Origin of the sequence: Herbiconiux aconitum (assembly GCF_024979235.1) — a bacterium.
GTDB classification, from domain to species: Bacteria; Actinomycetota; Actinomycetes; order Actinomycetales; family Microbacteriaceae; genus Herbiconiux; species Herbiconiux aconitum.
This window is the reverse complement of the sequence record NZ_JANLCM010000001.1, coordinates 2,196,347-2,221,205: the sequence shown is the minus strand read 5'-3', so window position 1 is coordinate 2,221,205 and position 24,859 is coordinate 2,196,347. Positions and strand designations below refer to the sequence as shown.

Here is a 24,859-nt window from a genome sequence, read left to right as displayed (position 1 = left end):
CGGCTCACGAGACCTCGGCCACCTGCGCGACCGAGAAGTTGTCGCGGAACACGTGATCGGGATCGTAGCGCCGCTTGAGCGCCCGAAGACGTGCGAGGGTCGCGGTCGGGAAGGCATCGGTCACCCGATCCGGGCGGAGGTCCGTTTCGAAGCTCAGATAGAGCCCGTCGAAATGCACGAGCAGCTCGTCCCACACCTCGTCGAGGCGCTCCCGGCGCGATCCGAACGCCACCACGGAGAAGTTCGCTGAGCGGTGCGCATAGGCCGTGGCATCGGGGTCGATGTCGGCGACGGCTCCGCCCACCGAGCGGATCTGGAAGAAGTAGACCGCGCCCGTTTCGAGCATCCGGGTCGCCGCCTGGGCGAACTCAGGCGTGATGTGGTCGATCAGGCCGGATCGCGATGTCGGCTCGCCGCGCCCGTCGTGGTCGCCGCCTTGCGCATTCGCCATCACGGCGGAGTAGGGAAGGAGCTGCACCGACTGGTCGACCAGTGGGGCGGTGTCGGCGAGCGGCTGGAGGCGATCGACGATCGTCTCGGGGTCGTCGGAGTCGACCACGGCGAGCACCTGCGCGATGGCGGGCTGGCCCGGCCGCGGGCCGCCCATGATGAGAAAACTGGTGAGGTCGCGCGGCGCGTTCTCGACGGCGGAGCCCCAACGCTCGAGAAACCCGGCGGTGTCGCTCGCGTCGAAGGCGAGCTGGGCCCAGCCGACGTCGCCCACCGTGTCGACCTCGAACTCGAACGAGACCACGATGCCGACGTTGGCGCCGGCTCCACGCACCGCCCAGAAGAGCTCGGAGTTCTCGTCGTCGCTCGCCCGCACCAGCCGACCGTCAGCGAGCACGATCTCAACGGCGCGCAGGTGGTCGATGGTCAGCCCGTGTTCGCGCACCAGCCAGCCGATGCCGCCGGCCGTCGCGAGGCCCCCGACCCCCACTCCCCCGTAGTCGCCGGAGCTGAGGGCCCAGCCATGCTCGGCGAGTGCGGCGGCGACGTCCATCCAGCGGGCGCCGGGCTGGATGCGCACGCGCCGGGTCGCCTCGTCGAGCACCTCGATCTCGTTCAACTTCGACAGGTCGATCACGATGCCGCCGTCGTTCGTGGAGCGGCCGCTGATGCCGTGGCCTCCGCTGCGGATGGCGAGTGGCGCATCCGGATGCCGGCGGGCGAAGGCCAGCGCGTCCACGACCTGCTCGACCGTGCTGACCCGGAAAACGAGGCCGGGCGATCCGCCGCGCATGTAGGTCGAACGCACGCGAGGGAAGTCGAGGTCGCCGGGTTCGATCACGGTGTCGGTGAGCGAGTCGGGCACGGCGTCGTAGTCGATGCCTTCGCGTCGCTTGGCGAGTGCGATCGAGTTGCGCACGGTGCGTTCGACCGTGCTGTCGACGCCGAGTTCGCGTTCGACGGCCTCGCGCAACGCCGGTGCGACCTCTTCGGCGAACTGCTGCAGCGTCGCGGGGTCGTCGCCCATCAGGATGAGGGTGCCGATGCCCTCCTCCACCACCAGCGGGAGGAGCTGCTCGACCCATTGGGGGCTCGGGCCGGAGAGCTGGCCGCCGTCGCGGAGCGGGGCGGTGGGGGCGGCCGCGCCGCCGGCTCCCCCGCCGTTCGCCGGGCCGGAGAACCGCCCGCCGATGTTGAGAAGGCGACGGATCTCGCGCGGGTCTCGCCCGGCATCCGTCGCCGCCTGATCAATGGCCGCGTTGCCGGCGCGCAGGTCTCCGGGCTGGAGGTAGGCCAGGGAGGGCAGCCAGCCGTCGGCTTTGCGACCGGTGAGGCGGAGCATCCGGGGCTTGTAGGCGCCGACCCAGATGGGCACGGCGTGGGCGGGCGCGGGGCCGCGCTTGGCGCCGTCGAGGTGGTAGTAGTCGCCTGGGATGCGGAGGGGCGCGCGTTCGCCCGCGTTCCAGATGCCGCGTATCACGTCGATCGCCTCGCTCAGAGCGTCGACGGCCTGACCGGGGGTGAGGCGGCGGCCGCCCATGGCATCGATGGCGTCCCAGAAGCCGCCCGCGCCGAGACCGAGGTCGAACCGGCCGCCGGAGAGCAGGTCGAGGCTCGCGGCCGCGCGCGCAGTGACGGCCGGTGGGCGGAGCGGAAGGTTGAGCACATTCGGTGCTATGTGGATTCGTTCGGTCTGGGCGGCGACCCAGGTCATCAGGGTCCAGGTGTCGAGGAACGACGGCTGGTAGGGGTGGTCTTGGAAGGTCACGAGGTCGTAGCCGAGGCGCTCGCTCAGCTGGGCGCGGGCGATTGCGGCGGTGGGTGGGGAGTTGACGGGAGTGATGAAGGTGCCGAACTGCAGGCGGTGACCGTAGTGAGCCATGCGACAAGGATGCGCCTCCCGCGCGCTGCGACCAAACGGCACGTTAGTGACTTACACTAGGTAAGTGACTTCATCCACTCCACCCCCTGTCTGGCATCACATCGACGACGCCGAGTGCCGACGCTTCACCTCGTCTGTCGAACTCGTCGGCAAGCGGTGGAGCTCGGGCATCCTTCTCGCCATCGCGCAGGGCGCCACGCGCTTCAGCGACATCGTGGCGTCTGTCTCGGGGCTGTCGGATCGGCTGCTCGCCCAGAGGCTGAAGGAGCTCGAGCGGGTCGGCCTCGTGACCCGGTCGGTGATCGCCACGACGCCGGTGCAGGTGCGGTATGCCCTGACGCCGCGGGGCGCCGACCTCTTGCAGTCGTTGCAGCCGCTTGTTGCGTGGGGGCAGCGCTGGGAGGGCGAGTCCGCGGCGGCGGATGCGCCTGTCAAGGCTGCCGCTCCGTCGGCGGCGCCTCCGGCCGCTGCGCCGGCGCCGTCGGCTCCCACCCCCGCGCTGGGCTGAGCGGCGGTCGCTGCTTCAGAGTGTGCTCATATAGGCCACTTTGTGAGTATTTTTCGCTAAAATGACTCCGTGGATCCCAAAAGACGAATGCGAAAGTCGGCTGCGGTGGTCGTCGCAGTTCTGGCGATCACGTTCGGCCTTGCAGGGTGCACCCCATAAGGACTCATGGTGTTCGGGCGCGATGCAACCGACGACGATATGCCGCCGGAGGTAGCTCGCTTGGTTCTTCCCCAAGCTGTGGACGATGGATACAGACTTCTCGGTACGGTAGACAACTCGACCTACTACGCGGTGCTTCTCAAGGGTTCCAGGAATCCGTGGTGCCTTCTACTTATCGACCAGTACGGCGCGCCGTCCGCCACGTGTGCTACTGGTCCTCGGCTCGTCAGCTACTCGACCGGGGCGATCGTCGCGCTGTCCAATGAGCGCCCGGATAGACGTCGTAGTTGGACCAAAGTCGCGACCAGCTTCTGGGTGACAGACCTGTAATCACTCGAGCGCAATTGTCATGACGCGCTCTCAGCCGCAGTATGGCGTCGACGCTCGAGATCAGCAACCGTCTCACCGGGTGCATGAGGGCGAGATGGCGGACAACTGCATAGCCGGTCGTGGGGCTTCTCCACGGAACGTCAAGAGATCTCGATTTGTAATCTCGCCGAATCACAGTGATCTCGCGCCGGCTTCAACAATGAACACTCCTGTGGCCTTGAGAGGTTCGAGAACCGATGCCGGGGCTCCGTGCCGCTTCAGAAACGCCCGCACTTCAGGCTCCAACCGGACCGGATAGACCATCAGGTCGGGCCATTCCCTCCGCATCATAGGGACCTGGCGAAACTCAACCACGACCGGGCCAGCAGCAACAGCAGAGCTGTTCCCACGACTATCGCGGAGGCAGAACTCTGGCTGAGTAATCCGCGTTCAGGGCGTTTGAGAACGTGATCAAGAGTCCTAGCGCGTTGGAGATGCCGAAGACCGCCATGAAGGCATAAAAAGGGCGACAACGACAGCGACAGCGACAGCGACAGCGACAGCGACAGCGACAGCGACACGGAACGGCGTGGGATACATCCCGAACTCCTTACTGAATGGAGATGGCTGAGCACCGCGGCCAGAATCGCTCATTGCACTCTTCGTGCCACCCACTTGTGGCCCGCTGCTTGGTCGCGCTTCGCGATTGGTTTTACGACCCGTTCCCCGTCGCTTCAAGACGTCGATGCTCGAGTTTCTCCACAACCTGAGCAATTCGTGGGCCCTTGGCCGGAAGAACGCCCCAGGTCGACAGGATCATCACAGGTACGCGGATTTCCGACTCACCTTTGAAGACGATTACGCAGACGGGCCATTCGCCGACTCGAATCGGCATCGAGCCCACTTCGAAGCGATCGACCTCTGCAAGGGGCCGACGGACAGCGCAGAAAGGCTCCTTCGCGCCGCCCGACCAGAATTCGATGTTCTCGTTCTCCACGGCGAGTATGAAGTAGTAGTCGATTCCGAGCGTTCCATCGAACCGGCCTGAATCGTCGACAAGCCCGAGCGCCTCGAGTGTCGGAGCCTCCCTCCTGCAGTTAGTGATCCACGCGTCGGCGCGGAGCCTGGTGACTGCTCGCTTCCTCCTTCCCACAACCCAGGCGATGATCCAGACGATGCTGATCATGAGGGTGGTGATGACTGCTCCGGCAATCACAAAGCTCGTGCGACGCGCGAATACCACCGACTCCCTCCCTTTCAGCATGGGCGGCAGCAGTACGACCAGCCATAGGACGTGGGCTGACCCCGTTGGCCTTGATCCGCGGAAACCAGCGCGTCGAAATTCTTATCCGGCGTCGCCGGATAGAGCGCACGGTAGGCCGGTTCGATCTCCTTCGGTGACGCCATCTGACGGGCTAGCAGCTCAGGGCGGCGGGCAGGCCGAGCGCGCTGTCTCCAACGGGACGTCGTCGGAAGCTGCTCTTACCAACCACTCGTTGCGCTCTGAGCTGGTCATGACGAAAGTCGCGCGAGTAGAGCGTGCTCCTAAGTGCTTAGTTCGCGAAAGTAACCCACTTCGCGGTTCTAATCGACGCGAGTTACCCTGCCCCTCACTTTTGCGATCCGTACGCACGTATTCGAAGCCGCTACCAATAGGCGACTTCTCCGCTGGCATCACCGCCTGAGATCGCCGTCTCGTAAATCGCAAGATACTCAGCGCCGCTCGGGATGCCCGCCGCGACGGTATCGCCACTCACGATGCAAATAGCCACGAAGATGTCGCTGTTCCTCATCGAATCGACGTTGGGGTCGGCATTCGAGGGGTCGAAGCCGGTTATCAGGCCTACAACTCCACTTTGTGTGCTGCTGACGGCGCCGGATAAAGCGCTGTGGGCAGAATCGACCGGGACGAGTTTTCGACATATCTCCTCTGCCTTCGAGTTCATCTCCCCGACCGACGCTGACAGACCATCGACGACATCGTCTCGCGTTGGGATATCTCCGTGTTCCTTCGAACACGCGGTAGTTGCCGCGAGCGTCGCGGCGAGTAAGACGGTCAGTAGTACTTGATCTGCACGCCGTGAGGATCGCCGATTGCCTGCCATACGAAAATGTCCACATCTACTGGAAATTGGTTGAGATTTTGACCACCAAGGTCAGGATTGAGAGGCAATTCGGACCAGCTGCCCGGACTATTGGTCCAGCTCAGTATGGTTCCGATGCAGCCTGGATCCGGGGGGTTCGTGTGCGCACACCTGGAGTAGTCGATCAGCGCATTCGACTTGTCGAACTGCGCCGAGTATCCCGTGGCGTTCTGCCCAGGAATGATCGCAGGCAGGATTAACTGACGCGACTCCCGGACGTTTCCGAGTGCCCCGTCAACCGCAAACCTCGTGAAGGCCCCAGAGCGATTGGTTGCGGTCAGCTTGACAGGGCCGCTCCAGTCAAGGCCGACTGTGTCCGTCCCACCCCCGTTCGTATGAACAGTTCCAACTTTCACCCAAGCCCTTCCCTTAGTGACGCCCTTGTAGCTGCCGTGAGAGCAAGCGCCGCAGTCTTGCATCTCGCCGGAGAGGTCGAACATGTTGACGGGGTCGTTTGGGTAGTTGTAGTTACCGGTGTTGCCACCCTCAACAGGGTCGGGAGCCAGGAAACGACCCAGCATGGCCGAGTACATTCGGGCGCCCATCTCGATCGTCGCGATGGAGCCCAGGTGCTCGTATCCCTTGCCCTTTGAACCGACCCAACCGGGGTCGAAGGAGCCGGGCATCGTGTCAGGGATCGACTCGTCGGCTGCAGCACTGCCGATGACCATCGTCGCAAGGTCGATGGGCTGACCGAACGGGTCGTAAAGGTACACGCCCGTGCGGACGCCGGACGGGCCCGCCGTCCAGGTCACATCTCCGTGCAGATTCGGGTAGCACCAGACGGCATCACCCGTCGCCGGGAGTGAAACCGTGACACCGCCGGGCAACGACAGCGTCCGCTGCTCGATGACATTCGTCTCCGACAGCACCAACGATCCCGAGTAGCGGTGGGTGACCGGCGCCGCCGCACCATCGGTCTCCGTGCGGGCGACGATCGCGCCCGTCACGTCACGCACGTAGGTGACCGTCGATGAGACGCCGGCGTCGAGAACCGTCGTCGACATGTGCCGATCGGTGGAGTCGTAGGTGAAGGTCTGATTGCCGAGCTTCGTCATGTTGCCGTGCGAGTCGTAGACGATGTCGGTCGGAGCCAGCGAGCGGGCTGGTCGAATCATCGACGTTGGAGCGGAACCCGCGCCCACGACGGTTTCGGGGGCCGCGGTGAGTCGATCGGAGCTGTCGTAGCAATACGAGGTCGAGTACTGCAGCCCTCCGCCACCTGTCGGGGTGTCCGACGTCCTGGTGCGGTTGCCGTTCGCCCCGGCGCGCGCGGCCGATCCGCAACCGCCATTGCCCGCGTAGTCATAGCTGAGCGAGTGCCCGGGGATCGACGCTGCGGTCAGGCGACCCGCCGTGTCGAACGAGTACGTGGAGGTGTAGATCGCACCCGCTGTCGAGTCAGCGACCGTGGCTCGGATAACGCGGCCGGCCTGAGATCGGATGACGCTGTCTCCGACCGAGCCTGGTTCTCCGCTGAATTGCCAGACGAGGGCCTTGTCGCGGCCGGCCTCGTCTCGGGCGACAGCGGCGAGCTGGGTGCCGTTGCCGGCATTCGTGCCATCGGCCGCCGGGTAGGCGACGGTGGCCAGCAGGCCGCCGGCGTAGCTGGGATCAGCGATGAGTTTGCCGTTGTCGGACACCGTTTCGACTCGCCCGTCGAGTGAGTAGGTGAACGTCGTCGTGTTCGTCACACCGCCGGCAACCACGGCGGTACCCGTCACCCGTCCGAGGATGTCGTAACTCGTGGTGGTCACCGTGCCCCACACATCCGTCTTGGACAGCACCTGGCCGAGCAGGTTCGTCACGGTCGTGATGCGCCCGGTCGTCGGGGACCCGGTGGTGAGATCGTCTTGCACCCACGTCGTCAAGGGGTCACCCGTCGGCGATGCGTAGCCGAACTTCGTCGTGCGTATGGGTGCGGACAGGGATGCCGAGGTCTTCGTCGTCGGGCGCCCACGCGCGTCATACGACACACATGACCAGGCGCTGTCACCTGTCTTCTTGGTGCCGGCGACCCTGCCCATCGTGTCGTAGACGTAGTCGACGGTGATGAGGCCGACGCCGGTCTCGGCGGATGCCTGCGACAACGTCGCTGTCTTCAGCATCCCGTACTGTCGCGTCGACGTGGACACGCCACAGTTGGCCGAAGTGGGTGTGCCATCGATCGGCCAGTAGGCATAGCTCGCTCCGTTCGCAGGGCTCGGGCTTCCCGCGTCGGCCGGAGACAGCTTGCCGATGCGGCGGTTGTAGAGACCCGAGCTCTCATAGACCGTTTGGGTCGTGAGATTCAAGCCTGAGGGGTCGATGCTCGAGGATGTCGCAAGGCCGAGCCAGGGATTCGCGTACGCCGTGGAGGTCATGAGCGACGACACCTGGGTGCGCGAGATGCCGGCGATCCCCGTCGGCGCGGTGTCGTAGTTGATGGAGGTGGTCTCGAGCCCGTAATCAGGCGTGAGCGCCGAACCGGGCGTCACCTCCCAGGTCGCGGCGCCGGGCTTCCACCAGTTCAGCTGCACGTTCGCCGACCCGGTGTTCTCGGCGTAGTCGATGCGGATGCGCGCCGTCTGGCCCGCGGTCGCGTTGAAGACCTTCCAGTCCCCGACGAACGCTGGTCCGTGGTAGGTCCAGTTGTCGATCACGAGCACATCGTCGAGGTAGACCCGCACCGCGTCGTCGGCCCACACGTTGAATCGATAGGCGCCGGTCTGATCGAACCGGATCAGACCGGTCCCCCTCAGCGACCAGGTCTCTGGATCTGCCACCCCCGAGATCGGTGATGCGGTTCCGAAGTCCCGGGCGAAGGCGCCGCCGGAGACTCCGGCGAGACCCAGGTTGAAGTCTTTCGGTTGAGCGAACAGCGACTCGTTGTCCCAGTAGGCGACATTCAGTCCCTGCAAGCCCTGATCGTAGATTGTTCGAGACACAGGGAAGGCGACCATGCAGGGCGTGATGAATCGCCGATCGGCCTCGAAGCAGCTCGCCGGTGCCGGACCGTATCGCTCGGTCATCCTGTCCTGAGCGTTGTACAGGGTCGTCGTCTTCAGGCCCTGCGCGTCGATCGACGACAAAGCCTGGTCTTTGGAGTTCCATTCCGTCTGGGCGGTCAACCCCTCCGCAGTGACCGATGACGTCGCCTGGAGGATCGAGTTGAACGTGACCTTCGCGGCGTGAGCATCGCTTCCTGTGCCCGGGGGCACCGAGAGGCCTGTCGAGTCGACGTAGCTCGTGCCGCTCGCGTAAGTGTATTTCTTGCCCGGCCGGGACGCCTCTGTGACGCCATCACCCGTGGGGAGCCCGACCGCTGACACCCGCCCGACCGAGTCGTAGGTGATGTCGGTGCGGTTTGCGGGGCCGGCGGTTCGGCTTGTGTCGGCCATCAGCCAGTCGTTCGCCAGGGCGTTGCGAATCTGCGTCATCCGGCCTCCCGAGTCGTACGTGAAGGTCACGACCTCGTTTCCGGGGTTGACGATGCGCACGAGATAGCCATTCGGGTCGTACTGCAGCTTTGTGACGCTGGAGTCCGGGAACTCGATCTGACACAGCATCCCGACCGGTGCCGGTGAGAACCCGGCATCGACGACGCACTGACTGTCACCGCGGTAGCGGTAGACGACCCTCCGGTCGTACGAGATCGGAGTGGTGCCGACGCGCGACAGGGGGTCGGCGACGCTGTCGACGAGCCGACTCCCGGGGCGATACGTGACGACGGGAGCGGTCGGTTTCCGCACATCTCCCGGGGAGGTCGCCGACGCGAAACTACCGTCCTTGTTGAACGCGAACAGCGTTCCGGAATCGTCGGTGAACGTCACCGCCCCAGTCGTGTCCAGCGCCACGACGCCGTACTCGCCGCTCGGTGGTGTGTATCCGCCTGCGCTCTTCTTCGTGTACGAGTGCACAGTGCCGTAGACATCGGTGATCTTGACACCCCCCTCGGTGGTCTCGGCCTTGGTGTACGTTCCGGAAACGCCGGCCAGGATGTTCGAGGCGCCCCAGCCGGACGGGAGGATCTCGGGTGCGCGGGTGAACCAGGCTGCGGGAACCGGGGTCTCGGTACCGCCGCCGACCTTGAATTTGAACACGACGCCTGCAGGGCCTCCGTGTTCGAAGTACTCGAACTTGAAGGCATAGGCGCGCCCGCCTGCCGGAACATCGATGGTCGACGTCGACCAGGTGGTCGACGCGCCTGTCGCCCAGTGATCGACGACCTTCGTTGAGTCCAGCCACACCCGGTAGCCGTCGTCGCCCGTGACCCCGAACGTGTATTTGCCCTCAGGAAGCGTGATGATTCCCGTCCAGCGCGTTAGGAACCGGTCGGCCGGTACCAACGGTTTCGCAGCCCCCGGAGCGGCATCGGTCGGTGAGCTGAGGGCCCAGTTGAAGTTGATCGCGGGGTCGATCCGCACCATCGCGACCGCGCGACCATCGAACGAGAACGGCGGAGTCGCGGAGGCCGGCTCGGTCGCGTCGAAATACTCGCCACGAAGTCCGGTGTTCGAGGGCTTCTGCGAGTTGTAGGAGAACGCCATCCCCAGCGGCCCGCCGGCCGTCGACACGACCGGTGAGGAAAACTGCAGCCCGGCGTTGCCGTTCGCGAGATTGACGGTCACGGGCCCCGCGGAATCAGTGGGTGCTGGACCGGGGTCAGTGATCCGCCGGTTCACCCTGAACCGCCCGACCCATGGAGTCGCCGAGTCGGAGTACTGATCCTGCGACAACACCGTCCACGTGTAGGAGGAGCCATCTTGCAAGAAATTCGCCGGAACGGTCCACGTCGTCCCCGTCTGCCAGCCCGACGAGACGATGACACCGGTCTTGGAGTCGGAGCCCGACGCGATCCGGAACCAGTACTTCATGGTCCGCCCGGTGATGCCGGCGGGTGTGCCGACACTCAGTGTGGGTGTCGTCGTTACGACGATCCCGTTGTCGGCAGGGACGGCTGATGCGAGCGTGGTCAGCGGGACCGTGTTCGTCGTGAACGACCAGGTGACGGGACTCTGGCGCACGGTCGAGTCGCCGAGATGACCGTCGGTCGTGTCGCGCACCCAGTACATCCAGCGATACGTCATGCCCGGCTGCAGCTTCGCTTCCGGCACGGTGACCTCGCTCGACCCCACCCAGTCAGAATCATAAGCCGGGTTGGGGTCGGAGGCAGGATTCGACGACGTCGACGCGCGGAACCGGTAGTGCAGCTGCCACGACGGATCGGTGGTGGCACCCTGCACGGACAGCTTCGGCACCAGACTCACATTCACTGCGCCGTTCGCGGGACTCGACGCGCCCGGTCGCCCCGGAGTCGCATACTCCTTCCAATTCACCACCAGCTGGGTCTCGACGTGCTTGTAGGTGAAGACATCGGGGCTTTCATCGCCGACCAGGGTGAAGAACCCGCCCGAGTAGCTCGTGCGCACGTATTCGGAGATCTTGTTCTGCAGCCTCATATCGGTGCTCAGCCCTCCACTGGGCCCGATCGAGAACCCTCCGAGGTCTTGCCCCACGCTCTCGTAGCCGAAGGTCGTCGCCGTCGACAGCGCGACGCCGTACTCGTCGTAGGAACTGTCGCCATAGATGTCCGTGACCTCGAGACCGGCACCGATGACCTGCTTGCCGAAGAACTGCTCGTAATTCACATGGAAGACCGTGCGCCAGAACCCGCCATTGTTCGAATTGCCGACCTGCATGCCATTGCTGGTCATCCCGTTGGACTTGTAGGCGCGCATGAATTCATTCGCCGCCGTCGAGATGGTCGGATCGACCAACACCGGATACACCCGTGCCGGGTCGTTCAGCCAGTCGCGATCGGCGCTCAACGTCAGCGTCCAGGCGTCACCTCGGCGGAGCACGGTGGTTCGCACGGGCGCATCAGCACTCGTGCGCACTCCAGCCACAGCCGACGAGTCGGACATGCTCGGCGAGGGCAGCAGAAACACGACCGCGCCGCCTTCGTCTTTGAACTCGACACCGCCGTCAGCGGTCTTGTGCAGGATCAGCCCGTCGGCATCCACCGCCCACGACCACGACACCCTCCCGCGACTTCCGGGCGCCGCCCCGAGCCGCAGGTTCTCCTTCACACTCGACTTGGTGACGTCGTAGAGCAAATCGGTCTTCGGAAAGACCGCGTCGTATTGCACGTGACTCCTACCGTCGTCTCCGCCGACCGCGTCACGCCGGATCGGGCTGTCCGCTGAATCCTGCAGCGTGAACCCGATGGTGTGATCGGCCCTGCTGAGAGTCAGCACATCGTGATCGCTCGCAGTCGGAGCGAAGGTGGGCGCGAGCGGATGGCGCTCCACCGCGGCTCCCCCGATGCCGAACAGCGACCACGGGCCGGATGCGGCCACCCCGGTCTCGATCGGAACCCACGACCCATCGACCCTCACGTTCTGCACCTCGGGCGACACCACCGTCGTGAGCGTGCTGTCAGCGTTTCGGTACGTGGAGTCGTACTCGCTGCGGGAGACGAGCTCCGCGACATCCGGGTCGAAGTCGGTGACGGCGGTCTCCGAATCTCCCGGGGCACGATCGACCAGCAATGGCGTCGCCGGTTCGGGAGCAGGCAGCGGATTCGGGTCTGGCTCGTCGCTGAAATCACCGCTCGGCACCGCCACAGGGTCGATGACGGGAGGGTCGGATGCCTCAGACTTCAACGACGCTGGGTCGGGCTCCACGATCTCGTCGGAACCGGACGTCACCGGCTCGAGCGCCGCTCCCCACGCGGGAGCACCGGTGCCCACGATCAGAGCGATGGTGGTTATTGCTGACAGGACGAATGGCATCCTGGTGAGGCGACGCGACACAGAGATCTCCACGACAGCGAGACCGCGATCTCGAACGGCGACGTTCCCCCAGATGACCTGGGTCGAGCATACAGAATCTGAGTGAATCTCACAATAGACATGCACGGCATAATCGACGCATGACGCCCGAGCCCATTCCCGACGCCGCCAAGCCGCCGCGTGCGGCGAGCGTGTTCGACGTGGCGAAGGCGGCCGGGGTGTCGCATCAGACGGTGTCTCGCGTGCTGAACGGGCATCCGAGCGTGCGGCCAGCGACCCGGCAGAAGGTGCTCGATGCCATGCGCGCCCTCAGCTACCGACCGAATCTCGCCGCCCGCGCGCTGGTGACGAGCCGCTCGCGCATCATCGGCATCCTGTCGACCTCGAGCGGAGAGTACGGGCCCGCCTCGGGCATCAGCGCCGTCGAAGCCGCCGCCCGGAGCCGGGGATACAGCGTGACCATCGCGAACGCCGACGGCCTCGATCAGGCCTCCATCGACGAGGCCATCAACCACCTGGTCGACCTCTCCGCCGAAGGTCTCGTCGTCATCGCCCCGCAACTGCAGGTCTTGGCGAGTCTCTCCGATCGCTCGTTCAGCGTGCCCTTCGTGACGCTCCAGACCCTCGCGACGGTCGGCACCTCCGAACTCGCCCTCGATCAGGTGGAGGGTGCGCGCATCGCCACGGCTCATCTCGCCGAGCTCGGACACCGACGGATCGGGCACGTCGCCGGGCCTGCCGACTGGATCGACGCCACCTCCCGCCTCGCCGGATTCACGGCTGAACTCGACGACCGGGCGTTGCCGACCGACCTGGTCTCCGCCGGGGATTGGAGCGCGTCATCGGGCTACAGCGCTGGGCAGGACTTGATCGCCCGGGGCGCGACGGCGATCTTCTCGTCGAACGACCAGATGGCGCTCGGTGTGCTTCACGCGGCGAGCGACGCAGGGGTGGATGTTCCGCGCCAGCTGAGTGTCGTCGGCTTCGACGACACTCCCGAGGCCGCGCACTACCTCCCGCCGCTCACCACTGTGCGCCAGGACTTCGCCGAGGCCGGGCGGCGCTGCGTCGCTCTGCTGCTCGGTGAGCAGCCGGCTCCCCCGTCAGCGCTGCCCATGCTCGTGACACGCGCATCGACGGCACCGCCGCCCTCCGACCTCGCCTGACCGCGCGCATCCGGCACACGCCGCGCACCTGACCGCGCCCATCCGGCACCCCGCCCGACTCCCGCCCCGCCCCGCCGATTGTTGCCGCCAACCGCCCCGAAATCGTGGGCCGGCCACCTGGAGCGGCAAGAAGTTCACAGGGAAGGGAGCTCGCGCTTCCAGAGGAGGGGGTGGATGTCGTAAGCTCGATGCGCAATGTGAGCGATCACATTCCGAGCCGAGGGAGTCACTGCACCATGAGCGAGCCAGTCGCGGAGTCCACACTGAAAGCCCGCGACGCCATCCTGAACGGCCGCACGTCGCTCGGCATCGAACTGGGGTCGACCCGCATCAAGGCCTGCCTGATCGGCGACGACCCGTCCACCGTGCTCGCCGTCGGCAGTCACGACTGGGAGAACGAGTTCGTCGACCGCATGTGGACCTACTCGATCGACGACGTCTGGTCGGGCCTCCAGGCCGCCTACGCCGATCTCATCGCCGACGTCGAGCAACGCTACGGCGTGCGACCCGAGACCTACGGCGCCATCGGTGTCTCCGCGATGATGCACGGCTACCTCGCCTTCGACGCCGCCGGCGAACTTCTGGTTCCTTTCCGCACCTGGCGCAACACCACCACCGGGCCCGCTGCCGCCGAGCTCACCGAGCTGTTCGGCGTCAACATCCCGCTCCGCTGGTCGATCGCCCATCTACACCAGGCGGTGATCGATCGCGAGCCGCACGTCGCGCAGATCCGGCACATCACGACCCTCGCCGGCTACCTGCACTGGCGCCTCACCGGCCGCTCTGTTCTCGGGGTCGGCGATGCGTCGGGCATGTTCCCCATCGATGCGGCAACCCACGACTACGACGCAGAACTCGTCGCGCGATACGACGGGCTGGTCGCCTCGACGGCGCCGGGTCTGAAGCTGACGGAGCTGCTCCCCCACGTTCTGGTGGCCGGCAGCCCGGCCGGCGAACTCACCGCCGACGGCGCCGCGCTGCTCGACCCGAGCGGAGCGCTCCAGCCGGGCATCGTGCTCTGCCCGCCCGAGGGAGACGCCGGAACGGGCATGGTCGCTACCGGCGCCGTCGCACCGCGCACGGGCAACGTCAGTGCAGGCACGAGCATCTTCGCCATGGTCGTTCTCGAGCGTCCGCTCGAGAACGTGCACCACGAGCTCGACCTGGTGACCACCCCGGCCGGCGACCCCGTCGCGATGGTGCACTGCAACAACGGGGCGAGCGAACTCGCCGCGTGGGCCGGGCTCTTCGGCCGGTTCTCGGCGGCCGCCGCATCCGCCGCATCCGCATCTGGCGCATCCGTCGCCGCCCCATCGGCCCCATCCGCATCCGTCGACTCCGATGCGGTGTTCGATGTACTCTTCCGCGAGGCCCTCGACGGCGAGGCGGATGCCGGGGGCCTGCTCGCCTACAACTACCTCGCGGGTGAGCCGATCGCGGGCCTGACCGAGGGCCGACCGCTCGTCGCGCGCACGCCCGACAGCCGCTTCACCCTCGCGAACTTCATGCGAGCCCAGCTCTACGGAGTGTTCGGCACCCTCGCGCTCGGCATGCGCGTGCTCGCCGATGAGGGGGTCGCGCTCGACCGGATGTTCGCCCACGGCGGCATGTTCCGCACGGCCGGGGTCGCCCAGCGCTTCCTGGCCGGGGCGCTCGATGCCCCCGTGGCCGTGGCCGAGACCGCGTCGGAGGGTGGCGCGTGGGGCATCGCGGTGCTGGCGTCGTATGTCTCCTACGTCTCGGAGGCGACATCCGACGTCGACGAGCCCGACAGCTCCGGCAACACCAGCGGCGCCCCCGGCTCGGCGGCCGCCTCCGGCCTCGACGCCTATCTCCGCGACCGCGTCTTCGCCGGCGCCGGCATCCAGACCACCGACCCCGATCCGGCCGACGTGGCCGGCTTCGCCGCCTACCTCGACCGTTACCGCGCCGGCCTCGCCGTCGAGCGTGCCGCCGTCGAAGCGCTCACCCTGAAAGGAACGACCGCGTGACCGACCCGACGACAACCGCCGCGCCCGCCATCTCCCCTGAACTGCAAGAGGCGATCGACGGCGTGCGCGCCGACGTCGCCGCCCTGCACGCCGAGCTCACCCGCTACGGCCTCGTGGTCTGGACCGGCGGCAACGTCTCCGGCCGCGTGCCCGGCGCCGACCTCTTCGTGATCAAGCCCTCCGGCGTCGACTACGACGACCTCGCGCCCGAGAACATGATCCTCTGCACCCTCGACGGCACCGTCGTGGAGGGCTCCCCCGGCTCCGACCGCTCACCGAGCAGTGACACCGCTGCGCACGCGTACGTCTACCGCAACATGCCCGACGTGGGCGGGGTCGTGCACACGCACTCCCCCTACGCCGTCGCGTGGGCGGCTCGCGGCGAGGCGATCCCCTGCGTCATCACCGCGATGGCGGACGAGTTCGGCGGCGAGATCCCCGTGGGCCCGTTCGCCGTCATCGGCGACGACTCGATCGGCCGCGGCATCGTCGAGACGCTCCGCGGGCACCGGTCACGCGCCGTGCTGATGAAGAACCACGGCCCCTTCACGATCGGCAAGGATGCGCGCGACGCCGTCAAGGCGGCCGTGATGACCGAAGACGTCGCCCGCACCGTGCACCTCTCCCGGCAGCTCGGCGAGCCGGTGCCCATCGACCCGAACGCCGTCGACTCCCTTTTCAACCGCTACCAGAACGTCTACGGACAAGACCCGACAGGATCCCTCAATTGAGCAAGCTCGCAACCTCCCTCGACCCGTTCGAGATCTGGTTCTTCACCGGCAGCCAGAACCTCTACGGTGAGGAGACCCTCCGCCAGGTGGCCGACCAGTCGCAGCAGATCGTCGCGACCCTCGACGGCGCCTCGTCGATTCCGGTGAAGATCGTCTGGAAGCCCGTGCTGAAGGACTCGGAGTCCATCCGCCGCGCCGCGCTCGACGTGAACGCCGACGACAAGGTGATCGGCGTGATCGCCTGGATGCACACCTTCAGCCCCGCGAAGATGTGGATCGCCGGGCTTGACGCCCTGCAGAAGCCGCTGCTGCACCTGCACACGCAGGCGAACGTCGAGCTGCCCTACGCCGAGATCGACTTCGACTTCATGAACCTCAACCAGGCCGCTCACGGCGACCGCGAGTTCGGCTACATCCAGACCCGTCTGGGCGTGGCGCGCAAGACCGTGGTGGGGCACGCCTCCAACCCGCTCGTGCAGCAGCAGATCGCCGACTGGTCGCGCGCTGCCGCCGGATGGCAGGCCGTCAAGACCCTGAAGCTCGCCCGTTTCGGCGACAACATGCGCTACGTCGCGGTGACCGAGGGCGACAAGACCGAGGCCGAGATCCGTTTCGGCGTGCAGGTCAACACCTGGGGTGTCAACGACCTGGCGGCCGCCGTGGCTGTCGCCGAGGCCGACAGCGCGGCCGTGGATGCGCTGGTCGCCGAGTACGAGGAGCTCTACGACGTCGTGCCCGAACTGCGGGCCGGTGGCGACCGCCACCAGTCGCTCCGCGACGGGGCTGCGATCGAGATCGGACTGCGCTCGTTCCTCGAGGAGGGCGGCTTCGGCGCCTTCACGACGAGCTTCGAAGACCTCGGATCGCTGAAGCAGCTGCCCGGCCTCGCCGTGCAGCGTCTGATGGCCGAGGGCTACGGCTTCGGCGCGGAGGGCGACTGGAAGACGGCCATCCTGGTGCGCGCCGCGAACGTCATGGGTGCGGGCCTCCCGGGCGGAGCCAGCCTCATGGAGGACTACACCTACGACCTCGTCGAAGGCGCCGAAACCATCCTGGGCGCGCACATGCTCGAGGTGAGCCCCTCGCTCACCACGGCGCGCGCCTCGCTCGAAGTGCACCCGCTCGGCATCGGCGGCAAGGACGACCCGGTGCGGCTCGTCTTCACGGCCGACCCCGGCCCGGCCGTGGTGGTGGCGATGAGCGACATGCGCGACCGCTTCCGCCTCGTGGCGAACGTGGTCGAGGTCGTCGAGCCGCGCGCGCCGCTGCCGCACCTTCCGGTGGGCCGCGCCGTCTGGCGCCCGGCTCCCTCGTTCGCGGTGTCGGCCGCTGCCTGGCTGACCGCCGGTGCGGCACACCACACCGTGATGTCGACTGCCGTGGGCATCGAGGTGTTCGAGGACTTCGCTGCGATCGCCCGCACCGAGCTGCTCACGATCGACGCCGACACCACCCTGAAGGGCTTCGCCAACGAGGTGCGGTGGAACCAGGCCTACTACCGCCTGGCCCAGGGCCTCTGACCCTGCCCGCCTCCGTTTCGGGAGGAGCTGCGTGAGAAGAAGGCCCCATGAGGGTGTCTTCTCACTCTGCTCCTCCCGAAACGCACCGAAGTCGTGCTCGGGCCGGTTCAGGATGCGACGGTAGCCGTCGCGACGGTTGTCGAGACGGTCGAACCATGCCCATGAGAGCGGTAGCGTGAGGGTGTGGAGCACGCGATCAACCCGACGGACGGCGCGCGCATCGCCTACCGCGTCACTCCGCCAGGCCCCGAGGCGGCTCCGGATGCCACACCGATCCTGCTCGTGCACGGCACGGCTCTCTCCCAGGCCATCTGGCGCGGTTTCGGCTACCTCCGCGCCCTCTCGCCCGAGCGCACCGTCATCACCCTCGACCTCCGCGGCCACGGCCGCAGCGACACCCCGCACCACCAGCCGGCCTACGGCATGGAGCTCTTCACGGGCGACGTCGTCGCCGTGCTCGACACCCTGGGCCTTGACCGCGTGCACTATCTCGGCTATTCGCTCGGGGCACGCGTCGGCTTCTCGCTCGCGGTGTCGCATCCGCACCGCCTCCGCAGCCTGATCAGCATCGCCGGAGCGCCCGGAACCGGCCAGGGTGCATTCGACCGCGTGTTCTTCCCCGGCGCTCTCGACGAGCTCGAGAGGGGCGGCATGGCGGGGTTCCTGACCGGCTGGGAGGAAGCATCCGGCCAACCCGTCGATGCCGTCACCCGTGCCGCGTTCAGCGCCAACGACGAGGTCGCACTGGCTGCCTACATGCGCGAGACGCAACGCGAAGGCCGGGTGACGGATGCCCAACTGGCCGCCTTCGCCATGCCGCTCCTGCTTGTGGCGGGCACCCGCGACCCCGAGCGCCTGCGCGCCGCTGAGCACGTCAAGAGCGTGCTCCCCGCGGCGGAAATCCTGGTGGTCGACGGAGCAACCCACGGGGCGACTCCTCGGCACCCGGAGGTGCTCCCGGCCCTCCGCGACTTCTTGGCGCGCACGGAACGACGGACTATCGCCCCCGTAGCGGACTGAGGCTCCGTCGTAGCGCGCACCGCGCGCGAAACTCCGTCGTTACGAACTCAGCCGACGAGGTTCTGCGCGAACACATGCGGCGTGAACCCCGTGAGGTCGTTGATGCCCTCACCCTGCCCCACGAGCTTGATCGGAATACCCGTCTTCTCCTGCACGGCCAGCACGAACCCGGCCTTCGCCGAGCCGTCGAGTTTCGTGATGACGAGCCCGGTGACTCCGGCGTGCTGGATGAACGCATCCGCCTGCGCGAGCCCGTTCTGCCCGGTGGTCGCATCGAGCACGAGCAGCACCTCGGCCACAGGCGCCTGCTTCTCGATGACGCGTCGGATCTTTCCGAGCTCATCCATCAGACCACCCTTGGTCTGCAACCGGCCGGCTGTGTCGATGAGCACGATCTCCGTGCCACGCGCCTTCGCCTGTTCGATGGTCTGGAAGGCGACGGATGCCGGATCCTGACCTTCGTGCTGAGGCCGCACCACGTCGGCTCCCGCCCGTTCGGCCCAGGTGGCCAGCTGTTCCACGGCCGCCGCGCGGAAGGTGTCGGCCGCGCCGACGACGACCGTGCGGTTGTAGGTCTTGAGGAACCGCGCGAACTTGCCGATCGTGGTCGTCTTGCCCACGCCGTTCACGCCCACCACGAGCACCACCGCCGGGCGTTCGGTGAGCTTCAGCGTCGGATCGTATTTCGCGAGGCGCTCCTCGATCGCCTCGCGGAGCATCCGCTGCAGGTCTTTCGGGTCGGTGGTGGAGTAGCGCTGCACCTTGGCGCGCAGGTCGTCGACGACGTCTTCGGTAATCGCCGGGCCGAAGTCGGCCTTGATCAGCGCGTCTTCGAGGTCTTCCCAGGTCTCCGCGTCGATGGTGCGCTTCGCGAACATGCCGCGGAGCGCGCCCGAAAGCGACCAGGGAGTGCGATCAGCCAAGGCGGGCCGCCACGTCGCGAGCCGAAGGGTTGGTGGCGGTCGACCCGTCAGGGAACACCACGGTCGGCACCGTCTGGTTGCCGCCGTTCACGGCGGCCACCAGCTCGGCCGTTCCGTCGACCTCCTCGATGTTCACCTCGGTGTAGCCGATTCCGGATGCGTCGAGCTGCTTCTTCAGACGCGCGCAGTAGCCGCACCAGCTGGTCGAGAACATCGTGATCGACCCCTCGGCCGGGGTGAAGGCCTCGAGCGTCGCGGCCGACGAGGGTGCCGCGGATGCGCCGCTCATGCGTCGCCGTCGAACATCGTGGTGACCGATCCATCGGAGAAGACCTCGTTGATGGCCCGCGCGATCAGTGGAGCGATCGGCAGCACGGTCAGCCTGTCCCAGTGCTTCTCGGGAGGCAGCGGCAGGGTGTCGGTGACGACCACCTGGTCGATGAACGGCGACTGCAGGATCTCGGTGGCCGGGTCGGAGAACACGGCGTGCGTCGCCGCCACCACGACTCCGGTGGCGCCGTTGGCCTTCAGGGCCTCGGCGGCGGCGACGATGGTGCGCCCGGTGTCGATCAGGTCGTCGACGAGCAGACAGACCCGGCCCGAGACCTCACCGACGATCTCGTGCACGCTCACCTGGTTGGGCACGCGCGGGTCACGACGCTTGTGGATGATGGCCAGCGGCACTCCGAGCTTGTCGCTCCAGACATCCGCCACCCGCACCCGGCCCATGTCGGGCGACACGACCGTGAGGGTCGCAGGGTCGAGCGACTTGCGCATGTGCTCGAGCAGCACCGGCATGGCGAAGAGGTGGTCGACCGGGCCGTCGAAGAAGCCCTGGATCTGCGCCGCGTGAAGGTCGACCGACATGATGCGGTCGGCGCCGGCGGCCTTGAACAGGTCGGCGACCAGCCGTGCCGAGATGGGCTCCCGGCCGCGGCCCTTCTTGTCTTGACGGGCGTACGGGTAGAACGGGGCGACCACGGTGATGCGCTTGGCCGACGCGCGCTTCAGGGCGTCGACCATGATGAGCTGTTCCATCAGCCACTCGTTGATGGGAGCGGTGTGCGACTGCAGAACGAACACGTCGCTGCCGCGCACGCTCTCGCCGTAGCGGATGTAGAGCTCACCGTTGGCGAATGTGCGGGCCTCGGTTTCGACGAGATCCGTGCCGAGAGCGGCAGCGATGTCCTCCGCCAGCTTCGGATGCGCTCGTCCTGAGACGACGACGAGGCTCTTCTCCGTGCTGGCCTTGATTCCGGACACTGTTCTCCGCTCTTGTTGGGCTATTCGGCAGCGGAGTCGGATTGCGACCCGGCCGCCTGCGCCGCCGTCGCCGCATCCGTTCCGGGCCGGTTCTGTTCGACCCAGCCGGCCATGTTCCTCTGAGGAGCCACGGTGATCGCGAGAGCGCCGGACGGGACGTCTTTACGGACGACCGTCCCCGCACCCGTGTAGGCGCCGTCTCCAATTCTAACCGGCGCGACGAACACGTTGTGCGACCCGGTGCGCACGTGCGACCCCACCTGGGTGCGGTTCTTGTTCACGCCGTCGTAGTTGGCGGTGATGGTTCCGGCCCCCACGTTCGAGCCGACACCGATCTCGGTGTCACCGATGTAGGAGAGGTGCGGCACCTTGCTCCCCTGCCCGATGTGCGAGTTCTTCGTCTCGACGAACGTGCCGATCTTGCCGTCGGCGTCGAGCACCGTGTTCGGCCGCAGGTAGGAGAACGGGCCCACGGATGCGCCGGCGCCGATCACGGAGAGCGTCGCGTCGGTGCGCTTCACGACCGCGTTCTCACCGACCTCGCAGTCGACCAGGGTGCTGTCGGGGCCCACGGTCGCGCCGCGCGCGATGCTCGTGGCGCCCTTGATCTGCGTGCCCGGGAGGATCGTGACGTCTTCGGCGAGGCTTGCCTTGAGGTCGATCCACGTCGTGGCGGGGTCTTGGATCGTCACCCCGCTCAACTGCCAGCCGCGCACGATGAGAGCGTTGAGCTTCGCCGCCGCCTCACCGAGCTGGGCGCGGTCGTTGATCCCGGCGACCAGCCAGGGCTCGCTCACCGGCATGGCAGCCACGTCGGACCCCGCGCGTCGGAGAAGGCCGATCACGTCGGTGAGGTACTTCTCGCCCTGGGCGTTGGCCGTGGTGATCTGCGCGAGCTGGTCGCGGAGTTCGGAGAGCCCGAAGACGTACACACCGGCGTTGATCTCGTGGATCGCGAGTTCGGAGTCGGTCGCGTCTTTGTGCTCGACGATGCGGTCGAGCATCCCGTCGGCAGTGCGCACGATGCGGCCGTAGCCCGCGGGCTCGGTGAGCACGGCGGAAAGCAGCGTCGCGGTGGCGTGGCTCGCGCGGTGGGCGGCGATCAGCTCGGTCAGGGTCGCCGCGTCGAGTAGCGGCACGTCGCCGCTGACGACGAGCACGTCGCCGTCGAAATCACCCGGGAGTGCTGCGACGGCCTGCTCGACGGCCCGCCCGGTGCCGGGTACGTCGTCCTGGTCGACGATGAGGGAGCTCGGGAAGTGGTCGTGCACGACGCCTTGCACGGCGTCGCGTTCATGCCGCACCACGGTGACCGTGTGGGCGGCATCCAGCTGTCCGGCGGTGGCGAGCACGTGACCGATGAGCGGCACGCCCGCGATCTCGTGCAGCAGCTTGGGAGTTGCGGACTTCATCCGGGTGCCCTGGCCCGCGGCCAGGACAACGATGGCGAGCTTCTCGTCGGTCATTCAGTACCCCTCCACTTACTTCAGCATGCTCCGCCTCCAGGACTCGAACCTGGACCTAACAGCTCCAAAGGCTGTCGTGCTGCCATTACACCAAGGCGGACCGCCGGACGCACCGGCAGTTACCCAGTTTGCCAGACGCACAGCCCCACCAAGCGACGCCGGTGAGGATAATGGGGGGATGAACGCCAGGGAGAGCCGCGACTCAGTCGACGAGATCGTCGAAGCGTGGATGCGCGAGCATCCCGGGCTCGACTTCTCACCGCTGAAGATCTTGTCGCGCGTCACCCGGCTCGCGAAGCAGCTGGAGAAGACCCGTCGGGCCTCGTTCGCCACCGCGGATCTCGAGCCGTGGGAATTCGATGTGCTGGCCGCGTTGCGTCGTGCCGGGTATCCGCACGAGCTCAGCCCCAAGGCTCTGCTCGAGCAGACCTACGTGTCCAGCGGCACGATGACCAATCGCATCGACGGCATGGTGCGGCGCGGTCTGGTGGAGCGGCGCACGCATCCGAACGACGGGCGCGGCGTGCTGGTGTCGATGACCGACGACGGTCGCGACCGGGTGGATGCCGCGATCTCGCACCTGGTGCAGGCCGAGACCGAGCTGCTCTGCGGCCTCTCGAAGGCCGACCAGGAGCGCCTGGCCACGCTCCTCCGCCGCCTCTCCCTCGACATGGCCTGACGCCCGCAGACCTCAGTTGAGGAGCTCGGAGAGCTCCAACCAGTGGGTCTCGAACTCGGCGATCTGACGCTCGAGCGGCGCGACCTCCGCCGTGAGCGCCCCGAGGCCCTGATAGTCGGACTGGTCGTGCTCGGCGATCTTCACGTGCAGCGCATCGATCTGCTCGGTGTACTTCGCGATCTTGCGCTCGAGCGACGCCAGTTCTTTCTGCGCATTGCGGAGCTCGGCACCGTTCAGCGCGGGCTTCGCGGCTTCGGCGGCACGCGCATCCGTCGCCTTCTGATCGGAGACCGCAGAGGCAGCCGATGCCGCCCCCGACTTGCGGAGCGCCAGGTACTGCTCGAGCCCGCCCGGCAGGTGGCGGAACTTGTGGTCGAGCACCGCGTACTGCTGGTCGGTGACGCGCTCGATGAGGTACCGGTCGTGCGAGACCACGAGCAGGGTGCCCGGGAAGGAGTCGAGCAGGTCTTCGAGGGCCGCGAGCATGTCGGTGTCGAGGTCGTTGGTGGGCTCGTCGAGGATGAGCACGTTCGGCTCGTCGAGGAGGATCAGCAGCAGCTGCAGGCGCCGCTTCTGCCCGCCGCTCAGGTCTTTCACGGGCGTCGAGAGCTGCGCGCTGGTGAAGCCGAGGCGCTCGAGCAGCTGGCCGGGCGTGAGCTCCTTGCCACCCGCGATGTAGGAGGTGCGCTGCCGCCCGATCACCTCGCTTACCCGGTCGTTCCAGACGTCTTCGAGTTCGGAGAGCTGCTGGGTGAGGCTCGCGATCTTCACGGTCTTGCCGTGCTTGACGCGCCCGCTCGTGGGCTGCACGGTGCCCGTGACGAGCCCGAGCAGCGTGCTCTTGCCGGCCCCGTTGACGCCCAGGATGCCGGTGCGCTCGCCGGGAGCGATGCGCCACTCGACGTCCTTCAGCACGAGCTTGTCGTCGAAGGAGACCGAGACGTCGAGCAGGTCGACGACGTCTTTTCCGAGGCGGGCGGTGGCCATCTGCGTGAGCGAAACCGTGTCGCGGGGCGGCGGCTCGTCGGCGATGAGCTCGGCTGCCGCATCCATCCGGAACTTCGGCTTCGTCGAGCGCGCGGGCGCGCCGCGGCGGAGCCACGCGAGCTCCTTGCGCATGAGGTTCTGTCGCTTCGACTCGGTGGCCGCCGACATCCGGTCGCGCTCCACGCGCTGCAGGATGTAGGCCGCGTAGCCGCCCTCGAAAGGCTCGACGATGCGGTCGTGCACCTCCCAGGTGGCGGTGGAGACCTCGTCGAGGAACCACCGGTCGTGCGTCACGACCGCGAGACCGCCACTGCCGGCCGGCCACCGGCGCTTGAGGTGCTCGGCGAGCCAGGCGATGCCCTCGACGTCGAGGTGGTTGGTGGGCTCGTCGAGGAAGATGACGTCCCAGTCGCCCACGAGGAGCGCGGCGAGCGCGACACGGCGGCGCTGACCACCTGAGAGGGTGCCGATGACGGCGTGCCAGTCGAAGTCGGAGAGGAGGCCCGCGATGACGTCGCGGATCTTCGCGTCGCCCGCCCAGACATGCTCGTCGATGTCGCCGACCACGGCCTGCGCCACGGTGAGGGCGGAGTCGACGGTGTCGGCCTGGTCGAGCATGCCGAGGGTGACGCCTCGGCGCCGGGTGACGCGGCCGCCGTCGGGTTCGATGCGCCCGGCGAGGAGTTTGAGCAGGGTCGACTTGCCGTCGCCGTTGCGCCCCACGATGCCGACGCGGTCGCCTTCGTTCAGGCCCAGCGTGACGGAATCGAAGATGACTCTGGTCGGGTATTCGAGATGGAGCGCCTCAGCGCCCAGGAGATGAGCCACCCATCGAGGTTACCTGCTTCGCTCGGGAGGGAGCCGCGCGCGGACCGCCCGGCCCGA

16 protein-coding genes and 1 tRNA gene are annotated in these 24,859 nt (G+C 67.1%); 7 read left to right on the top strand and 10 right to left on the bottom strand.

Annotated features, from left to right (window positions below):
• Positions 1 to 4 precede the first annotated feature (4 nt).
• Positions 5 to 2,332: an LLM class flavin-dependent oxidoreductase gene (locus N1027_RS10515; protein ID WP_259507540.1), complete on the bottom strand. Its 2,328-nt coding sequence runs from the start codon at positions 2,330 to 2,332 to the stop codon at positions 5 to 7.
• 64 nt (positions 2,333 to 2,396) lie between these two features.
• Between N1027_RS10515 and N1027_RS10510 the strand changes: the two genes are divergently transcribed.
• The gene (locus tag N1027_RS10510) at positions 2,397 to 2,840 is read left to right on the top strand and encodes a winged helix-turn-helix transcriptional regulator (RefSeq protein WP_259507539.1); all 444 of its coding nucleotides are present in this window, start codon (positions 2,397 to 2,399) and stop codon (positions 2,838 to 2,840) included.
• A 1,180-nt stretch (positions 2,841 to 4,020) separates the two neighbouring features.
• Here N1027_RS10510 and N1027_RS10505 read toward each other — a convergent pair.
• The 3 genes from N1027_RS10505 to N1027_RS10495 form a co-directional block, all read right to left on the bottom strand.
• On the bottom strand, positions 4,021 to 4,494 hold the full coding sequence (locus N1027_RS10505; protein ID WP_259507537.1) for a hypothetical protein: 474 nt from the start codon (positions 4,492 to 4,494) through the stop codon (positions 4,021 to 4,023).
• A gap of 460 nt (positions 4,495 to 4,954) precedes the next feature.
• On the bottom strand, positions 4,955 to 5,254 hold the full coding sequence (locus N1027_RS10500; RefSeq protein ID WP_259507536.1) for a hypothetical protein: 300 nt from the start codon (positions 5,252 to 5,254) through the stop codon (positions 4,955 to 4,957).
• Between the two features lie 110 nt (positions 5,255 to 5,364).
• Positions 5,365 to 12,228 (bottom strand): PA14 domain-containing protein, encoded by a 6,864-nt coding sequence (locus N1027_RS10495; protein WP_259507534.1) that lies wholly within the window; start codon positions 12,226 to 12,228, stop codon positions 5,365 to 5,367.
• Positions 12,229 to 12,368: 140 nt separating this feature from the next.
• Here N1027_RS10495 and N1027_RS10490 point away from each other — a divergent pair, with 140 nt between their 5' ends.
• The 5 genes from N1027_RS10490 to N1027_RS10470 all read left to right on the top strand — a co-directional run bounded on the left by N1027_RS10490 (position 12,369) and on the right by N1027_RS10470 (position 18,656).
• Positions 12,369 to 13,394, top strand: coding sequence for a LacI family DNA-binding transcriptional regulator (locus N1027_RS10490; protein WP_259507532.1), 1,026 nt, complete (start codon positions 12,369 to 12,371; stop codon positions 13,392 to 13,394).
• Positions 13,395 to 13,630: 236 nt separating this feature from the next.
• Complete coding sequence (locus N1027_RS10485; protein WP_259507531.1) at positions 13,631 to 15,385, top strand: xylulokinase; 1,755 nt, start codon at positions 13,631 to 13,633, stop codon at positions 15,383 to 15,385.
• A gap of 29 nt (positions 15,386 to 15,414) precedes the next feature.
• On the top strand, positions 15,415 to 16,116 hold the full coding sequence (locus tag N1027_RS10480; protein WP_372499720.1) for an L-ribulose-5-phosphate 4-epimerase: 702 nt from the start codon (positions 15,415 to 15,417) through the stop codon (positions 16,114 to 16,116).
• Positions 16,113 to 17,636 (top strand): L-arabinose isomerase, encoded by a 1,524-nt coding sequence (araA, locus tag N1027_RS10475; protein WP_259507527.1) that lies wholly within the window; start codon positions 16,113 to 16,115, stop codon positions 17,634 to 17,636. Before N1027_RS10480 ends, araA begins: the two co-directional genes overlap by 4 nt.
• Positions 17,637 to 17,819: 183 nt before the next feature.
• A complete protein-coding gene (locus N1027_RS10470) occupies positions 17,820 to 18,656 on the top strand; it encodes an alpha/beta fold hydrolase (protein WP_259507526.1) in 837 nt (278 codons plus the stop codon).
• A 47-nt stretch (positions 18,657 to 18,703) separates the two neighbouring features.
• On the opposite strand, the gene ftsY is transcribed toward N1027_RS10470, so the two are convergent.
• From ftsY to N1027_RS10445, 5 genes are all read right to left on the bottom strand, one after another.
• On the bottom strand, positions 18,704 to 19,579 hold the full coding sequence (gene ftsY, locus N1027_RS10465; RefSeq protein ID WP_259507525.1) for a signal recognition particle-docking protein FtsY: 876 nt from the start codon (positions 19,577 to 19,579) through the stop codon (positions 18,704 to 18,706).
• Positions 19,572 to 19,868 (bottom strand): mycoredoxin, encoded by a 297-nt coding sequence (locus N1027_RS10460; RefSeq protein ID WP_284438734.1) that lies wholly within the window; start codon positions 19,866 to 19,868, stop codon positions 19,572 to 19,574. Before N1027_RS10460 ends, ftsY begins: the two co-directional genes overlap by 8 nt.
• The gene (locus N1027_RS10455) at positions 19,865 to 20,842 is read right to left on the bottom strand and encodes a ribose-phosphate diphosphokinase (protein WP_259507523.1); all 978 of its coding nucleotides are present in this window, start codon (positions 20,840 to 20,842) and stop codon (positions 19,865 to 19,867) included. The genes N1027_RS10460 and N1027_RS10455 overlap by 4 nt, the downstream gene beginning before the upstream one ends.
• A gap of 20 nt (positions 20,843 to 20,862) precedes the next feature.
• On the bottom strand, positions 20,863 to 22,308 hold the full coding sequence (gene glmU / locus N1027_RS10450) for a bifunctional UDP-N-acetylglucosamine diphosphorylase/glucosamine-1-phosphate N-acetyltransferase GlmU (RefSeq protein WP_259507521.1): 1,446 nt from the start codon (positions 22,306 to 22,308) through the stop codon (positions 20,863 to 20,865).
• Positions 22,309 to 22,336: 28 nt separating this feature from the next.
• A tRNA-Gln gene (locus N1027_RS10445) sits at positions 22,337 to 22,408 on the bottom strand.
• 78 nt (positions 22,409 to 22,486) lie between these two features.
• Here N1027_RS10445 and N1027_RS10440 point away from each other — a divergent pair.
• A complete protein-coding gene (locus tag N1027_RS10440; RefSeq protein ID WP_259507519.1) occupies positions 22,487 to 22,987 on the top strand; it encodes a MarR family winged helix-turn-helix transcriptional regulator in 501 nt (166 codons plus the stop codon).
• A 12-nt stretch (positions 22,988 to 22,999) separates the two neighbouring features.
• On the opposite strand, the gene N1027_RS10435 is transcribed toward N1027_RS10440, so the two are convergent.
• Positions 23,000 to 24,802 carry an ABC-F family ATP-binding cassette domain-containing protein gene (locus N1027_RS10435; RefSeq protein WP_259507517.1) on the bottom strand — a complete coding sequence of 601 codons (1,803 nt, stop codon included), beginning with the start codon at positions 24,800 to 24,802 and terminating at the stop codon, positions 23,000 to 23,002.
• Positions 24,803 to 24,859 lie beyond the last annotated feature (57 nt).

Bases quoted from the DNA above. Each gene is read 5' to 3' on its own strand.
- N1027_RS10515 (WP_259507540.1), bottom strand. From the start codon at position 2,332: ATGGCTCACTACGGTCACCGCCTGCAGTTCGGCACCTTCATCACTCCC.
- N1027_RS10505 (WP_259507537.1), bottom strand. From the start codon at position 4,494: ATGATCAGCATCGTCTGGATCATCGCCTGGGTTGTGGGAAGGAGGAAG.
- N1027_RS10500 (WP_259507536.1), bottom strand. From the start codon at position 5,254: ATGAACTCGAAGGCAGAGGAGATATGTCGAAAACTCGTCCCGGTCGAT.
- N1027_RS10495 (WP_259507534.1), bottom strand. From the start codon at position 12,228: ATGCCATTCGTCCTGTCAGCAATAACCACCATCGCTCTGATCGTGGGC.
- N1027_RS10490 (WP_259507532.1), top strand. From the start codon at position 12,369: ATGACGCCCGAGCCCATTCCCGACGCCGCCAAGCCGCCGCGTGCGGCG.
- N1027_RS10485 (WP_259507531.1), top strand. From the start codon at position 13,631: ATGAGCGAGCCAGTCGCGGAGTCCACACTGAAAGCCCGCGACGCCATC.
- N1027_RS10460 (WP_284438734.1), bottom strand. From the start codon at position 19,868: ATGAGCGGCGCATCCGCGGCACCCTCGTCGGCCGCGACGCTCGAGGCC.
- glmU (WP_259507521.1), bottom strand. From the start codon at position 22,308: ATGACCGACGAGAAGCTCGCCATCGTTGTCCTGGCCGCGGGCCAGGGC.
- N1027_RS10440 (WP_259507519.1), top strand. From the start codon at position 22,487: ATGAACGCCAGGGAGAGCCGCGACTCAGTCGACGAGATCGTCGAAGCG.